The sequence below is a fragment of the Pseudomonas sp. FBCC-B35 genome (assembly GCF_059133755.1).
The window spans coordinates 4,419,155-4,435,499 of record NZ_CP101439.1; the positions used below are offsets into that span (position 1 = coordinate 4,419,155).

Annotated in this window: 13 protein-coding genes and 1 pseudogene; 6 read left to right on the plus strand and 8 right to left on the minus strand. The window is 61.0% G+C overall.

All coding sequences use genetic code 11. The annotated features are described in order from the left end of the window. Positions 1-96 precede the first annotated feature (96 nt). Positions 97-978, plus strand: a complete 882-nt coding sequence (gene yihG, locus NMB38_RS20135) for a 1-acylglycerol-3-phosphate O-acyltransferase, YihG family (RefSeq protein WP_028686655.1) — start codon at positions 97-99, stop codon at positions 976-978. 217 nt (positions 979-1,195) lie between these two features. Beyond that, entirely contained in the window at positions 1,196-2,548 is a 1,353-nt protein-coding gene (locus tag NMB38_RS20140) for an APC family permease (protein ID WP_027913572.1), read from the plus strand. A gap of 102 nt (positions 2,549-2,650) precedes the next feature. Here the strand turns inward: NMB38_RS20140 and NMB38_RS20145 are convergent, their stop codons facing one another. Beyond that, entirely contained in the window at positions 2,651-3,226 is a 576-nt protein-coding gene (locus NMB38_RS20145) for a DUF2780 domain-containing protein (protein WP_027913571.1), read from the minus strand. 219 nt (positions 3,227-3,445) lie between these two features. On the opposite strand from NMB38_RS20145, the gene NMB38_RS20150 reads away from it, so the two are divergent. From NMB38_RS20150 to NMB38_RS20160, 3 genes and pseudogenes are all read left to right on the plus strand, one after another. Then, positions 3,446-4,207, plus strand: a complete 762-nt coding sequence (locus tag NMB38_RS20150) for an RHS repeat-associated core domain-containing protein (protein WP_080992806.1) — start codon at positions 3,446-3,448, stop codon at positions 4,205-4,207. Between the two features lie 371 nt (positions 4,208-4,578). Then, positions 4,579-4,689: pseudogene (locus NMB38_RS20155) on the plus strand (DUF3077 domain-containing protein); the annotation flags it as partial. Positions 4,690-4,851: 162 nt separating this feature from the next. After that, positions 4,852-5,763, plus strand: coding sequence for an RHS repeat-associated core domain-containing protein (locus NMB38_RS20160; RefSeq protein WP_088522850.1), 912 nt, complete (start codon positions 4,852-4,854; stop codon positions 5,761-5,763). A gap of 66 nt (positions 5,764-5,829) precedes the next feature. Here NMB38_RS20160 and fdhA read toward each other — a convergent pair whose 3' ends face one another. The 7 genes from fdhA to NMB38_RS20195 all read right to left on the minus strand — a co-directional run bounded on the left by fdhA (position 5,830) and on the right by NMB38_RS20195 (position 14,839). Beyond that, positions 5,830-7,029 (minus strand): formaldehyde dehydrogenase, glutathione-independent, encoded by a 1,200-nt coding sequence (fdhA, locus tag NMB38_RS20165; protein ID WP_023532721.1) that lies wholly within the window; start codon positions 7,027-7,029, stop codon positions 5,830-5,832. A 240-nt stretch (positions 7,030-7,269) separates the two neighbouring features. Further along, positions 7,270-8,127 (minus strand): formyltetrahydrofolate deformylase, encoded by an 858-nt coding sequence (gene purU / locus NMB38_RS20170; protein ID WP_027913570.1) that lies wholly within the window; start codon positions 8,125-8,127, stop codon positions 7,270-7,272. An 11-nt stretch (positions 8,128-8,138) separates the two neighbouring features. Then, complete coding sequence (locus tag NMB38_RS20175; protein ID WP_027913569.1) at positions 8,139-8,771, minus strand: sarcosine oxidase subunit gamma; 633 nt, start codon at positions 8,769-8,771, stop codon at positions 8,139-8,141. A gap of 184 nt (positions 8,772-8,955) precedes the next feature. Further along, on the minus strand, positions 8,956-11,973 hold the full coding sequence (locus NMB38_RS20180; RefSeq protein WP_028686657.1) for a sarcosine oxidase subunit alpha: 3,018 nt from the start codon (positions 11,971-11,973) through the stop codon (positions 8,956-8,958). Then, complete coding sequence (locus NMB38_RS20185) at positions 11,970-12,305, minus strand: sarcosine oxidase subunit delta (RefSeq protein ID WP_027913567.1); 336 nt, start codon at positions 12,303-12,305, stop codon at positions 11,970-11,972. Before NMB38_RS20185 ends, NMB38_RS20180 begins: the two co-directional genes overlap by 4 nt. A gap of 14 nt (positions 12,306-12,319) precedes the next feature. Continuing rightward, positions 12,320-13,570 (minus strand): sarcosine oxidase subunit beta family protein, encoded by a 1,251-nt coding sequence (locus tag NMB38_RS20190; RefSeq protein ID WP_023532460.1) that lies wholly within the window; start codon positions 13,568-13,570, stop codon positions 12,320-12,322. A 15-nt stretch (positions 13,571-13,585) separates the two neighbouring features. Further along, positions 13,586-14,839 carry a serine hydroxymethyltransferase gene (locus NMB38_RS20195; protein WP_023532571.1) on the minus strand — a complete coding sequence of 418 codons (1,254 nt, stop codon included), beginning with the start codon at positions 14,837-14,839 and terminating at the stop codon, positions 13,586-13,588. A 383-nt stretch (positions 14,840-15,222) separates the two neighbouring features. Here NMB38_RS20195 and NMB38_RS20200 point away from each other — a divergent pair, with 383 nt between their 5' ends. Beyond that, positions 15,223-16,263: a threonine aldolase family protein gene (locus NMB38_RS20200; protein ID WP_027913565.1), complete on the plus strand. Its 1,041-nt coding sequence runs from the start codon at positions 15,223-15,225 to the stop codon at positions 16,261-16,263. Positions 16,264-16,345 lie beyond the last annotated feature (82 nt).

Consider the following 16,345-nt stretch of genomic DNA (forward strand, 5'->3'; position numbering starts at 1 on the left):
CATTTGTCCGTGCCGCCGGGCATTGGAGGTTTGGCGTAGTTCGCAACCCTGCTTATCATTGCCGATCGTTATGGTTCTGACAGAAAGAGTCTCCTTATGCGTCGCGTGCTGACCGGCATACTTACAGCCACCTTGCTGCTGCTCAATACCTTGGTGTTGATCGGGCCCCTGCTGGTGTTCGCCTTGTTCAAACTGGTGCTACCTGGTCGTGGGCGAGACCATGCATCAGGGGCTGTAATGTGGGTGGCCGAAACCTGGTCGGAAATCGACAAAGCCATCTTTGCCTTGTGCACCCCCACCCAATGGGACATTCGCGGCATCGAAAACCTGCGCCGTGACACCTCGTACCTTGCGATCAGCAATCATCAGAGCTGGGTGGACATTCCCGCCTTGATCGAGAGCCTCAACCGGCGCACACCCTTCTTCAAGTTCTTCCTGAAAAAGGAATTGATCTGGGTGCCGCTGCTGGGCCTGGCATGGTGGGGGCTGGACTATCCCTTCATGAAACGCTACAGCAAAGCCTTTCTGGAGAAGCACCCCGAGCTCAAGGGCAAGGATCTGGAAATCACCAAGGCTGCCTGCGAGCTGTTCAAGCGCCAACCGGTGACCGTGGTCAATTACCTGGAGGGCACCCGCTTCACCGAGGCCAAGCGCCAGGAGCAGCAATCACCCTACCGCCATCTGTTAAAGCCCAAGGCCGGAGGCGTGGCGTTCGTACTCGCAGCGCTGGGTGAGCAGCTCGATGCATTGCTGGACGTCACCATCGTCTACCCCGGCGACAAGGCGCCAGGTTTCTGGGACTTGCTCAATGGCAGTGTCAGCCGGGTAATTATCGACATTCAGGTGCGTGAGCTCGACCCAGCGTTGTGGGCCGGCGACTACGAGAGCGATCCTGTTTTCCGCCAGGCAGTACAGGCGTGGGTAAACCAGCTGTGGCTGGAAAAGGATGAACGGATCGAGCAGTTGCGTTGGGAATGAGGGACGTTGTTGCCTGTAATGGCTATGGCGCCGGCATGCTGGGTCCTGCGGGGTCATGACGGTGCGCGGGGCATCCAGGCGATAGGCGCATTGGACGCTTGGACACCCTGCCAATGAGAGTCCGGCGTCTATTCGGCCCCTGATACTTCTTGTCACACACCCCTTTTGTGGATAAAGATCGATCACAGCACAACTACAAAAATGTCTGGATCGCCCGATGACCCACCCATCAAGCTCCGCCCCGCCCCAACTGCGTCGTGTTCTGGGCCTCCCTGCCCTGGTGTTCTTTGGCCTGGTGTACATGGTCCCACTGACCATTTTCACTACCTACGGCATCGTCACCGAGCTAACCGGTGGCCGTACGGCAACCGCCTATCTGATCACGCTGATGGCCATGCTGTTCACAGCCGCGTCCTACAGCTTTATGGTCAAACGCTTCCCGGTCGCGGGTTCGGCGTACTCCTACACCCACATGGCTTTTGGCCAGAACGTAGGCTTTCTGGCGGGCTGGTCGCTGCTGCTCGACTATCTGTTTCTGCCGATGATCAACTACCTGCTCATCGGCCTGTTCCTGAATATCGCCTTTCCAGCGGTGCCGGCCTGGGCGTTCGTACTCGCCTGCATCACCTTGGTGACCGTGCTCAACGTGGTTGGTATCAGCTCGGTGGCCAAGACCAGCAATCTGATCGTGGGCGCGCAGATCGTCTTCATTGGTGTGTTCATCGCGCTGTCCTGGCAGACCCTCAGCGACGGCCACCCCATCGACTGGCTGGCGCCGCTGCAAGGTGACGGTAGCGCACCCGGCTTTGGTCCGATGATGGCCGGCGCGGCGGTGCTGTGTCTGTCGTTCTTGGGGTTCGATGCCGTTTCCACCCTGGCCGAGGAAAGCCGCAATGCTCGGCGTGATGTGCCTCGGGCGATCATCCTCACCACGCTGTTCGCCGGCCTGCTGTTCACCGTGCTGGCCTATGTGAGCCAGTTGGTGCTGCCGGGCAGCACCTTCGCCAATGCCGATGCTGCTGCAAACGAGGTCATGCTCAAGGCGGGCGGCCAGTTCCTGGCCAACTTCTTCACGGCCGCTTATGTCGCCGGTAGCCTCGGCTCGGCCTTGGCCTCCCAGGCCGCAGTGTCGCGCATCCTCTACACCATGGGCCGGGACCGGGTGCTGCCCCCGCGCACCTTCGGCCACCTGTCGCCACGCCTCGGCACACCGGTATTCGCCATCGCGGTGGTATCGGCGTTCTCACTGCTGGCGCTGGTGATCGACTTGTCCACCCTCGCCTCGCTGATCAGCTTCGGCGCCTTGGTGGCGTTCTCGGCGGTGAACCTGGCGGTGGTGAAGACCCACCTGATGGACGATGCCAGCCAGCGCAATACCAAGGGGTTGCTGAGCTATGGCGTGGTGCCACTGGTGGGGTTGGGGCTGACGCTGTGGCTGTGGACCAGCCTGTCGGCGCTGACGCTGGTGATCGGGCTGTGCTGGTTCGCGCTGGGCCTTGCCTACCTGGCCGTCCTGACCGCCGGCTTCCGCCGCCCGGTGCGGCTAGTGGATTTCAGCGAAGCGGCCTGATCCAATGATCTGGCGGCCTGCGCTGGCTGTTGTGGAGCGGACGCGTGTCGCGAAAGGGCCGCGCCAGCCTTCACCATCTACCTGGATTGTCCATACCGTGCCCTAGACCGAAGGCTGGTTCAAGGGCGCTGGTGCGGTCCACAAGCTACCCAGGTTCTGCAACAACGACCCTGCAATGCCCTGTTGGCCGAGGTATTGCAGAATCAACGGCGCAAACTGCCCGATCATCCCGGCATCCATCCCCAGCGCCTTGAATGCACTGTACAAGTCGCTGCGGTTTTCCACGTTGTTGCCCAGCGCGTTGCTCAATGCCGACTGGCTTTCGCTGTGCTTGCCCAGCAAATCCCCCAGCCCGCTCAACCCACCCAGCGCATTGGCCCCAGCCAACAGGTCCAGCCCAGGCACCGCTTTGGTCAACTGGCCATATTCCTCAGTGCTGAGGTTGTTACGTGCCATCCCTAGCATCGCCCCCGCCCCGCCCATGGCCTGTTCGGGGGTGATGTTCAATTGGCTGCCCAGGGTATTGAGCAGATTGGCCTGGGCCGCAGGAGCCTGCACCTGGCCTTGTTGCATCTGGTTCTGCATGGCAGAGACGGCGTTGGCCGCATCGCTGAGGTTGAAGGCGAACACCGGGCTTGCGGCCAGGGTCATCAGGGTCGCCAGGGTGAATGCTTTCATCGGGAGGGACCTCGTAGGCCGGGATGGCCCGGGAAACGAGGCATTCGACTGGGGTTCGGGGGATTTGTTCCTATCCGACTGTCGACGCAGATGTTCACCCGTACCGTATCCATCACCTGTTACTTCTGCCAGTAGCGGCATACGGAGATCACCGGGATACTCAGAGCAGCCGCTTTAAAAGAGCGAGAGCTATGCGCATTCTGACAGGAGCACACCCGTATGAAAGACGTCGGACCGCACGTTTATTCTGCCTATGGCTTCTGCGCAACACTCCAGCCAGCAAAAATCTTACTTGGATTCAACGGCCAGGCCATAGAGCAGTTCACAAAGTATTATCAGCTGGGCGTCGGTTATCGTAGCTATGCACCGTCACTTCTACGTTTTCTAAGTCCTGACAGTCTGTCCCCCTTTGGCGAAGGCGGGATTAATGCATACAACTACTGCGCTGGTGACCCGGTTAATTTTCAGGATCCTACGGGACATATGCCGAGGCCGATTACTAAAGTCGGTCTACTCCCGAGATACAAGGGACTCGGGCCGACAGCCAAACTGGCGCTCGTCAAAAAATCGCTTAATACTTCTACACCCCGACCGGGTAAACAACCAACAATAAAGCCGGCAGGCACTGCTCCTCAGCCAAAGCACAAACCACCTCGAGCTTCAGAGGTCCCAACCCTGTCTATCAGTACAAATCCTGAGCAGCTCTCGAGCTTACCAGGGGTTAGCAGTTCACATGGTTCTTCCCGAGCGCGTAGCGTCCTTGATGACTACGTAAGTGATATTAACATCAACATCAAAAAAATTAAGGATGGTGCAGCGAAAGCGGGAAGAGCACTAATGCGCGACGAGCAAAATTCAATTGATCACTTCAGACGTGAAATTGAGTCCACGCGTCCAGCCTGGAGCTCTTCGAATGCCGACAGCGGTAGTCACCCACCAGAAGCGAACGCAAAGATCCGTGAAGACAGATTGTTATATTAGGTAATGCCCAACCGGACCAGCGGATCAGCGCGCCTAACGCCGCCAGTTTTCCGATTTTTCCGCTTACTTGTAGGACGTTTCAGAAATATGCTTCCAAGCCGTTTAAGCCGTTGCGGTGATCCGGGATGGGCTCTAGTCTCGGCCGGTCGTTGCAAAATCAGCGACCGGCTTTGACAGGCCGCCTTCGTCAAACACATGGCTTAACCTCTATGGCAGCTGTGCATGGGGCACTTCACGTGCGCCGGGTTTTGTTTGACCTACCGGTCTGTCAACCCATGTACAGCTGCCGCCTTCTTGTTTGACAGCAGGCTGGTTGTGGCCCCACTACAGGTCATTCCTCACGCTTAAAATCGTATATGCACGGGATTTGGACCATTGACGGCCTGATGGACAACAAGCCGCAGTTGCTTTGGGCTTCGCATTATCTAAGCGCGCTGGCCAAGGCGCTGTTGGACGATGCGGAGTTGGGGATGATGCGCTGAGTGATGGCTAGGGCGGGCTGGCCTCTTCGCGGGCGGGCCCGCTCCTACAGGTTCCGTGTGAGCTTCCAAAACTGTCATTTCTGCCAGTACCTAAATCCCTGTGGCTGTTCAGAATGGGCTTAGAGCAACCTCCATTCACCCCGCACGGCAGGGAGTTGAACCATGAGCAAAGCACCGAACAGTTCGCTTTTATTCTACCAAGGCAACAAGCTGAGTACCGTCCGGGAGGACGCCGTCACTCGTACGATCCTGCGCGGCGCTGAAGCGCCTTTGGCAGAACAACTCACGGGGGCCACAACAACCGCCGGGCTGCTGACAACCGACGACAAGGGTTCTGTGCTCTCTGTGCTGAGCGACGATGAGGAGCCTCCCCACAGCTATTCAGCTTACGGACATGATCCCACCTTGCCTTCAACGCGAGTGGCGACAGGCTTTAATGGTGAGGCGTTGGAACCAACTGCCAGATGCTATCTACTGGGGCAAGGATACCGCGCTTACTCTCCTAGCCTTGGCAGATTTATCGCAGCAGACAGTCTCAGCCCCTTTGGCGAAGGCGGCCTGAATAGCTACGCCTACTGTACGAACGACCCGGTGAACGCGGTCGATCCCTCAGGCCATGCCACGCTCGTTATTGAAATTTTCAAACAAATCAAGCGACAGCCCACAACGACTGTAACCAGGTTTACAGCGGGTAGCAAAGTGCCGCCCTCGACGAAGATCGTGAAACAAGGGAACAGCAAGTATTACTCAAAAACCTGGCAGCCGGATACCCTCTATCGATATGAAACTCGAACGCTTAACAGCGTACCGGTAAACCAGGATCTGGGCGGTGGAAAAGGGGCCATATTGAAGGAAAATTTGGCCCGATATAAAGCCAATGAAAAAGATCTACGGACGTTGCAAACGTTACAAGATCTACTTCCGACGGAAGCGGGTGGACTGCACCTCAACACACTGGTGGAACGACAGCGCGGTATGTTGAACGAGGGTGGAAGACTGCTGAAGAGCGCATTGGATCCTCAGGACCTTACCACTCATGTCCGTGGTAACCCCAGAACGACTCAGGGCGAATGATCCAGCCAAACGCAAAACGCCACGCACTCCCATGCGTGGCGCTTTCTTATACCGTTGCGAAGCCCGTCACGCCGCGCCCCACATCTTGTGCGGGTCGATCACGAATTTCTTCGGCACACCTGCATCGAACTCGCCATACCCTTCCGGCGCCTGATCCAGGTTGATCACCTGCACACCCACCACTTCGGCAATGTTGATGCGGTCCCACATGATCGCCTGCATCAGCTGGCGGTTGTACTTCATGGTTGGCGTCTGCCCGGTGTGGAAGCTGTGCGACTTGGCCCAGCCCAGTCCGAAACGGATGCTCAGTGCACCGATCTTGGCAGCCGCGTCTACAGCGCCCGGGTCTTCGGTCACGTACAGGCCAGGGATACCGATCTGGCCGGCAACTCGGGTCACCTGCATCAGCGAGTTAAGAACAGTGGCCGGCGCCTCGTGCTTGGCACCTTCATGGCCGTGGCCACGGGCTTCGAAGCCGACGGCGTCGACGGCGCAATCCACTTCCGGCTCGCCAAGAATGTCCACGATCTGTTCGTGCAGCGGGGTGTCTTTGGACAGGTCGACCACTTCGAAACCCTGGGACTTGGCGTGAGCCAGGCGAGCAGGGTTCAGGTCGCCCACGATCACACAGGCAGCGCCCAGCAGGCGAGCCGAAGCAGCGGCAGCCAGGCCCACAGGGCCGGCACCTGCAACATAGACGGTGCTGCCTGGGCCTACGCCTGCAGTCACGGCACCGTGGTAACCGGTTGGCAGAATGTCGGACAGGCAAGTCAGGTCACGGATCTTCTCCATGGCCTTGTCGCGCTCAGGGAGCTTCAGGAGGTTGAAGTCGGCGTATGGCACCAGTACATATTCGGCCTGACCACCGGTCCAGTCGCCCATGTCCACATAACCGTAGGCACCACCGGCGCGGGCCGGGTTTACGGTGAGGCAGACACCGGTGTGCATTTCCTTGCAGGAACGGCAACGGCCGCAGGCGACGTTGAATGGCACCGAGACCAGATCGCCGATCTGCATGCGCTCGACGTCACTGCCCTTCTCGACGATTTCACCAGTGATTTCGTGGCCCAGAACCAGGCCGACCTGGGCAGTGGTGCGGCCGCGGACCATGTGCTGGTCAGAGCCGCAGATGTTGGTGGAGACCACCTTCAGGATCACGCCGTGCTCGATCTTCTTGCCGCGCGGGTCCTGCATTTTCGGGTAGTCGATCTTCTGCACCTCGACCTTGCCGGCGCCGAGATATACCACTCCACGATTGCCAGACATGCTCTTACCTCGCTTGATTTGTATTTATGCAGCGGTGGTTGAACGCGCCGCCATCCATGGGCGGCATGTGTTTCTGGAATGGGGGAATTGTGGGCCGGATGGGGCCCGATGCACTGACTGGGAGCGACAGGGAGATGCCTTTTAGCGGCAGGTTTGTCGCGGGAAGATAAGGCGCACACACAGGGAGAGGCAGAGGCGAGCCTCGCCGCGACCCAAGCGGCGAGGAGGCCAGCAAAAACGCTAAAGAACGACCGTGCGGTTGGCGTTGAGGAACACCCGCTTTTCGATGTGGTATCCCACCGCCCGTGCCAGGGTCAGGCACTCGATGTCTCGCCCCTTGGCGATCAGGTCTTCGGGGTAATAGGTATGGTCCACCACTTCGACACCTTGGGCGATGATCGGCCCTTCGTCCAAGTCATTGTTGATGTAATGCGCCGTGGCCCCGACCATCTTCACACCCTTGTTGTACGCCTGGTGGTAAGGCTTGGCGCCCTTGAAACCCGGTAGCAGCGAGTGGTGGATGTTGATCGCGCGGCCATCGAGCTGGCGGCACAGCTCGGGCGAGAGCACCTGCATGTAGCGCGCGAGAATAACCAGCTCGGCGCCCGTCTGTTCGATCACCTGCAATACCTTGCGCTCTTGTGAAGGCTTGTCCTTCGGGTCGAGCGCGAAGTGGTAGTAGGGAATCTTGTGCCAGTGTGCCAACGGCTCGAGGTCGGGGTGGTTGGAAACCACCGCCACCACGTCCATGCCCAGTTGACCGATACGCTGGCGATACAGCAGGTCGTTCAGGCAATGGTCGGCCTTGGACACCATGATCACCACCTTGGGGCGATGGTTGGGGGCCGTCAGCTCGAACGCCATGCCAAACGCCTCGCTGCGCTCGGCAAGGCCTGCACGCAACCCGTCTTCGTCGAAGCCGTCAGGCACGCGAAACTCCACGCGAATGAAGAAGCGCCCGGACAGCCGATCATCGAAGGAATGGTGCTCCGTCACGTAGCAGCGTTGCTCGAAGAGGTAACGCGTCACCACGTCGACGGTACCGAGCATGCTCGGGCAGTCGGCGGTGAGAATCCAGGTATCCGGTGCCCGACTCATGGCAGTTCTCCTTAAGCTTCGATGGCCAGCCCGTACTCGGCCGATGCGTCCTGCAGCCACATCCACCAGTAATCGGAGAAGCTGCGGCGGATGACCAGCTCCCAGGTGTCTTCGGCAGTACGCCGAATCACCAGCTGCGACTTGGCGAACACCGTGCCGACAGCCTTGCCGACCGGGAAGTTGTTCGGATGCACGTCGTAGCTGGTGGACTTCATCAGCACATCGCGCACGTTCGGGCCGCGCAGCTCCAGCAGGCTCTGCCCACCGCTGACATTGACCACCTGGATGTGTTGCCCTTCAAGGGCAGCGCGCAGCTTTTGCTCAATCGCCACTTCCTGCCCACCCGGGACGATCAGCAGCCACTCGTCAGGACCGACCCATTGCAGCGACAGGTCGCCGTTGGCCACGACGGTCAATGCCACCGGCAACTCCAGGCCCAGGGCCTTGTGTACGCCACCGGCAAAGGCGGGATCATGACCGTTGCCACGCAGGGTCAGGTGGCCGAGGAACTTGCGCTCGCGCAGGGTCACGCCGGCGTTGTTGCGGCCCTTGCCCACCAGGCTTGCCAGGTCGGCGTGGTGCAATGGCGACTCGGCCTTGGCCGAGGCGCCGGGATTTTGCTCGAAGACGTTGATAGCGCTCATTTCATACCTGCCTTGAATTCTTGTTCGTCGATGGGATGCAGACACCCGGTCCAGCAAGCTCTGCCAGCCTCATCGCCGGCGAGCCGGCGCTTACTGAGCGTGCATGAACCTCGGTGTCTGCACCGCGCCTGTAGGAGCCGGCCGGCCTGCGACCCGGCCTGGCCTGCTCCCCAGGGGCCCGGAGTCAAACGTTCTGCCGCTCACCCTTCGGATCGAAGAACACCGAAGACACGATTTCCGCCTCGATCACGCTGCCATCGGCCTGAGGCGAGTAGACACGCTCGCCCATGCGCTTGAGGCCGCCCTTGACCACACCCATGGCGAACGAATAGCCCAGGGAGTTGGCGGCGTAGCTGGAGGTGACGTGGCCAACCATGTCCATCGGGATGGGCTGCTTCGGATCGAACACCAGCTGAGCGCCTTCGGGCAGCCACTGGTTAGGGTCGATCGGTTTCAGGCCAACCAGCTGCTTGCGGTTTTCACGCACGCAGTCTTCACGGTTCATGCCGCGCAGGCCAATCCACGAATACGGCTTGTTGCGCCCCACGCACCAGCTCATGTTCAGGTCGTCCGGCGTCATCGAGCCGTCCGTGTCCTGGCCGACGATGATGAAGCCCTTCTCGGCACGCAGCACGTGCATGGTCTCGGTGCCGTACGGTGTCAGGTTGTACTTCTTGCCTGCCTCGACGATCTGCTCCAGCACGCCCATGGCGTAGTTGGCTTGCACGTTGATTTCATACGACAGCTCACCGGTGAACGAGATACGGAACACACGGGCTGGCACACCACCGACGTTGCCTTCCTTCCAGGTCATGAACGGGAAGGCTTCCTTGTCCATGTCGATGTCGGTCAGTTCGCTGAGCAGCTTGCGGCTGTTCGGCCCGGACAAGGTCATGGTCGCCCAGTGGTCGGTCACCGAGGTGAAATACACCTTCAGGTCTGGCCACTCGGTCTGGTGGTACAGCTCCAGCCATTGCAACACGCGCGCCGCGCCGCCAGTGGTGGTGGTCATGATGAAGTGGTTGTCGCCGACGCAGGCGGTTACGCCGTCGTCGAACACCATGCCGTCTTCCTTGCACATCAGACCATAGCGCGCCTTGCCCACATCGAGCTTGGTCCAGGCGTTGGTGTACACGCGGTTGAGGAACTCACGCGAATCCGGGCCCTGGATATCGATCTTGCCCAGGGTGGAGGCGTCCAGGAAGCCGACGCTGTCACGCACCGCCTTGCATTCGCGGGCAACGGCGGCGTGGATGTCTTCACCGGCTTTGGGGAAGTACCACGGGCGCTTCCACTGACCAACGTCTTCGAACTCGGCGCCATTCTTCACGTGCCAGGCATGCAGGGCCGTGAAGCGCACGGGCTCGAACAGGTGCCCACAGTGACGACCGGCCACCGCGCCGAATGTCACCGGCGTGTAGTTGGGGCGGAACATGGTGGTGCCCATTTCCGGAATGGTGATGCCCATCGAACGCGCCGCAATGGCCAGGCCGTTGATGTTGCCCAGTTTGCCCTGGTCGGTACCGAAGCCCAATGCGGTGTAGCGTTTGACGTGCTCGACCGACTCGAAGCCTTCACGGGTAGCCAGCTCGATGGCAGCGGCCGTCACGTCGTTCTGCTGATCGACGAACTGTTTAGGCGCACGTGCGGTGCCCTTGTCGTGTGGCACCTGGAACAGCGCCAGGGTGGCGTCTTCCTTGCGCGAGACGGTTTTCGGCAAGGTGCCTACGGTCGCCTTGAAGCCTGCTTCGGTGGCTGCACGCACGCCGCCTTCGAAGCCGTCGGCAATGGCATCGCCCAACGGATAGACACCGTTGATGCCGCCAACGCACTCACGCTTTTGCGGGGCATTGCCCGGCACGAAGCCCAGAATGTCTTCACGCCATACCGGACGGCCGCCCAGGTGCGAAGCCAGGTGAACCACAGGGCTATAGCCCCCGGAGGTGGCGATCAGGTCGCACTCGAGGGTTTCGCCAGGGCTGGTGACCTTGTGGGCCTGCACATCGATGGCGGCCACCCGAGCACCCGTGACGTGCTTGCTGCCCTTGGCTTCGATGACAGCACTGGAGGTGAGGATACGAATACCCTTGGCACGCGCTTCTTCGACCAGCGAGCCCCGTGGGTTGTGGCGGGCATCGGCGATGGCCACCACCTGCAAACCTGCATCGTGCCAATCCAGCGCAGTACGGTAGGCATGGTCGTTGTTGGTCGACAGCACCAGCTTGCGGCCAGGCGCTACGCCGTAGCGGCGAACATAGGTCGAAACGGCGCCGGCCAGCATGTTGCCTGGCACGTCGTTGTTGCCGTACACCAGCGGGCGCTCGTGGGCGCCGGTGGCCAGCACCACACGCTTGGCCCGTACACGGTGCACGCGGTGGCGCACCTGGCCGAGCGGAGCACGGTCGCCCAGGTGGTCGGTGAGGCGCTCATGGATGGTCAGGAAGTTATGGTCGTGGTAGCCGTTGACCGTGGCGCGTGGCAGCAAGGTCACTTCCGGCAGGCCTTCGAGCTCCTTGATGACGCCACTGACCCATTCAGCGGCCGGCTTGCCGTCGAGGGTTTCACGGGTGTCCAGCAGGCTGCCACCGAACTCTTCCTGCTCGTCGGCCAGGATCACGCGAGCACCGCTGCGCGCAGCCGCGAGGGCTGCCGCCAGGCCAGCAGGCCCTGCACCGACGATCAGCACGTCGCAGTGCTGGTTCATGTAGTCGTAGCTGTCCGGATCATTCTGCAGCGGCGCGCGGCCAAGGCCGGCTGCCTTGCGGATGTACTTCTCGTAAGTCATCCAGAACGACTTGGGGTACATGAAGGTTTTGTAGTAGAAGCCCGGCGGCATCATGCTGCCGCCTACCTTGCCCAGGATACCCATGACGTCATTGTTGACGTTCGGCCAGCCATTGGTGCTGGTGGCGACCAGGCCCGAATACAGGGCTTGCTGGGTAGCGCGCACGTTGGGGATCTGGGTGGCTTCGCTGGAGCCGATCTGCAAGATGGCGTTCGGCTCCTCGGTGCCTGCGGCGATGATGCCGCGCGGACGCGAGTACTTGAAGCTGCGGCCGACGATGTCGACGCCGTTGGCCAGCAAAGCCGCCGCCAGGCTGTCGCCGGCATAGCCCTGGTAAGTCTTGCCGTTGAAGGTGAAGTTCAACACCTTGCTGCGGTCGATACGGCCGCCGCTGGCGAGGCGATAGGTCTGGCTCATACGTTGACTCCCCGTTCGTTTACAGCAGCCGAGCGCGCCGGTGTGTGTTCACGGGCGCTGACTTGCGGCTTCTCGCCAATCTTGTAGGTTTCCAGGATCTCGTAGGTTTCGGTGTTACGGGTGACGTTGAAATACTGACGGCAGCCGGCAACGTGGTCCCACAGTTCGTGGTGAATACCGCGCGGGTTGTCACGGTAGAACATGTACGTGCCCCACTCCTGGTCGGAGCAGGCGTTGGGGTCCAGCGGGCGGGCGATGTGCGCCTGGCCAGAGGCGTGGAACTCTTCTTCGGAGCGCAGCTCGCCGCAGTGGGGACAGAAAATATGCAACATGACGGTGTCTCCGGTTAGTGGGCGACGGCGGCAGCGCCGTGTTCGTCGATCAGGGCGCCGTTGTAGAAGCGGTCCATGGAGAACGGCGCGGCCAGGGGGTGCATCTCGCCCTTGGCCAGGCTCGCGGCGAAGACGTTGCCCGAACCTGGGGTCGCCTTGAAGCCGCCAGTACCCCAACCGCAGTTGAAGAACATGTTCTTGACCGGGGTCTTGGTGATGATCGGGCAGGCGTCCGGCGAGGTGTCGACGATGCCGCCCCATTGGCGGTTCATGCGCACACGCGAGAGGTTGGGGAACATCTCGACGATGGCCTGCAAGGTGTGCTCGATCACTGGGTAAGAACCACGCTGGCCGTAGCCGACCCAGCTGTCGATACCCGCACCGATCACCAGGTCGCCCTTGTCCGACTGGCTGATGTAGCCGTGCACGGCGTTGGACATGATGACGCTGTCGATGATGGGCTTGATCGGTTCGGAAACCAGTGCCTGCAATGGGTGCGATTCGAGCGGCAGGCGGAAGCCGGCCAGCTTGGCCATATGACCGGAATTACCTGCCGTGACCACGCCCACGCGCTTGGCGCCGATGAAGCCCTTGTTGGTTTCCACGCCGATGACCGCGCCGTTTTCCTTGCGGAAACCCGTCACTTCGGTCTGCTGGATCAAGTCCACGCCCAGGGCGTCGGCGGCACGGGCGTAGCCCCAGGCCACGGCGTCGTGGCGGGCGACGCCGCCACGGCGCTGCACGGTGGCACCCAGGATCGGGTAACGGGTGTTCTTGGAGCAGTCCAGGTACGGAATCTCGGCCGCGACCTGGGCGGTATTGAGCAGTTCGCCATCGACCCCATTGAGGCGGTTGGCGCTGACCCGGCGTTCGGAGTCACGCATGTCCTGCAGGGTGTGGCACAGGTTGTACACGCCGCGCTGGGAGAACATGACGTTGTAGTTGAGGTCCTGGGACAGGCCCTCCCACAGCTTCATGGCGTGCTCATACAGGTGGGCCGACTCGTCCCACAGGTAGTTGGAGCGCACGATGGTGGTGTTACGGGCGGTGTTGCCGCCGCCCAGGTAACCTTTCTCGATCACCGCGACATTGGTGATGCCGTGTTCCTTGGCCAGGTAGTAGGCCGTGGCCAGGCCGTGGCCACCACCGCCGACGATGACCACGTCGTACACCTTCTTCGGTGTCGGCGTACGCCACATGCGCTGCCAGTTCTCGTGGTGGCTGAGGGAGTGCTTGAGAAGGCCGAAGCCCGAGTAACGTTGCATGGTGTGGGACTCCACTCAGCGGTAAACAGGGAAATCTGCGCACAGCGCCGCGACATTGCTGGCCACATCGGCTTCGACGTCAGCGTCACCGAGGTTGTCGAGTACGTCACAGATCCAGCCGGCCAGGGCCACGCATTGGGCGACCTTGAAGCCGCGGGTGGTCACCGCCGGGGTGCCGATGCGCAGGCCCGAGGTCACGAAGGGCGATTGCGGGTCGTTGGGGACGGCGTTCTTGTTGACGGTGATGTGCGCACGGCCCAGGGCAGCGTCGGCATCTTTGCCCGTCAGGCCCTGGCGAATCAGGCTGACCAGGAACAAGTGGTTGTCGGTGCCACCGGAGACCACGTCATAACCGCGATCGATGAACACCTGGGCCATGGCCTGGGCGTTTTCGATGACCTGCTTCTGGTAGCTCTTGAACTCAGGCTCAAGCGCTTCCTTGAAGCACACCGCCTTGCCGGCGATCACGTGCATCAGCGGGCCGCCTTGGGCGCCCGGGAAGACGGCAGCGTTGAGTTTCTTCTCGATCTCTTCGTTCGACTTGGCCAGGATCAGGCCGCCACGCGGGCCGCGCAGGGTCTTGTGGGTGGTGGTGGTCACCACGTCCGCGAACGGGATTGGGTTCGGGTAAAGGCCCGCAGCGACCAAGCCGGCCACGTGGGCCATGTCCACGAACAACAGCGCCCCGACCTTGTCGGCGATGGCGCGGAAACGCGGGAAGTCCAGGGTCTTGGAGTAGGCCGAGAAGCCCGCGACGATCATTCTAGGCTTGTGCTCGACCGCCAGTCGCTCGACTTCGTCGTAATCGATCAGGCCGGTATCGGTGTCGATGCCGTACTGCACGGCGTTGTACAGCTTGCCCGAGGACGACACCTTGGCGCCGTGGGTCAGGTGGCCGCCATGGGCCAGGCTCATGCCCAGGATGGTGTCGCCAGGCTGCAGCAGCGCCAGGTACACCGCGCTGTTGGCCGAGGAGCCGGAGTGCGGCTGAACGTTGGCATAGTCGGCACCGAACAGCTGCTTGGCGCGCTCGATGGCCAGCGCTTCGACCTTGTCGACGTGCTCGCAGCCACCGTAGTAGCGCTTGCCTGGGTAGCCTTCGGCGTATTTGTTGGTCAGGCCGCTGCCTTGGGCCTGCATCACGCGCTTGGACGTATAGTTCTCCGAGGCGATCAGCTCGATGTGGTCTTCCTGACGCTGCTCTTCGGCACTCATCGCCGCCAGCAGTGCATCGTCATAACCCTGGATCTGGTCTTGCTTGCTGAACATCTTGTATCTCCCGGCAGCGATCATTTTTTGTTCGGAGGGTTCACTCTGACCCTTTGTGGCGATGGTAGGGCTGGCCGGGGTGTGCCAGATGCCTGCGCACGCCTTGCAATGGCGCGTTTACGACATTGGTCAGCGTCCGGATCACACTGGCCACACGTACGGCGCCCGGTGGGAGGCACAGGCCTGAAAACCAGCCGAGCCAAGCCCCCGTCTGCTCAAAGGGCAACGCTCACCCGTGTGGCGCTTCGGCGAGGTTGGCCACATTCGAATGTCGAGGATTCCTTGAACACACGACCTGAAAACGCACGGGTATCCGGGTTGTATAGTCAACCGCTGAATCGATGGTTTAGAGTGCTGTTCTGCGTCGTTCACAGGACAGTGTCATGACAGATAAGAGCCAACAATTCGCCAGCGACAACTATTCCGGCATCTGCCCGGAGGCCTGGTCTGCGATGGAAAAAGCCAACCACGGCCACGACCGCGCCTACGGCGACGATCAATGGACTTCGCGCGCCTCGGAATACTTTCGGGCCTTGTTCGAAACCGACTGCGAAGTGTTCTTCGCCTTTAACGGCACCGCCGCCAACTCCCTGGCCCTGGCCTCGCTGTGCCAGAGTTACCACAGCGTGATCTGCTCCGAGACCGCGCATGTCGAAACCGACGAGTGCGGCGCGCCGGAGTTCTTTTCCAACGGGTCCAAGCTGCTGACGGCACGCAGCGTCGGCGGCAAGCTCACGCCCGACAGCATCCGTGAAGTGGCGCTCAAGCGGCTGGACATCCACTACCCGAAACCGCGGGTGGTCACGCTCACGCAGGCCACTGAAGTCGGCACTGTTTACCGTCCCGACGAACTCAAGGCGATCAGCGAGACCTGCCGGGAGCTGAACCTGCACCTGCACATGGATGGCGCACGCTTTTCCAATGCCTGTGCCTTCCTGGGCTGCTCGCCTGCCGAGCTGACCTGGAAAGCGGGAGTGGATGTGCTGTGTTTTGGCGGCACCAAGAACGGCATGGCCGTGGGCGAGGCGATTCTGTTCTTCAACCGCGAGCTGGCCGAAGACTTCGATTACCGCTGCAAGCAGGCTGGGCAATTGGCTTCGAAGATGCGCTTCCTGTCGGCACCTTGGGTCGGTTTGCTGGAAGACGGCGCGTGGTTGCGGCATGCGCAGCACGCCAACCATTGTGCGCAGCTGCTGGCCTCGCTGGTGCAGGATCTGCCTGGCGTCGAGGCGATGTTCCCAGTAGAGGCCAATGGCGTGTTTCTGCAACTTCCCGAGCCTGCACTGACTGCGTTGAGGGATGAAGGATGGCGCTTCTACACGTTCATCGGCAATGGCGGCGCTCGCTTCATGTGCTCCTGGGATACCGAAACGGCACGGGTCGAGGCCCTGGCATCGGCCATACGCCGAATCGTGGCAGCCTAAGATCGACTGCGACTAGCAGATTTGCCAGTTGGGCGTGGTGCACCGCCTGAGTACCTTGGGCCCTCTAGTCCTAAGAGTATCC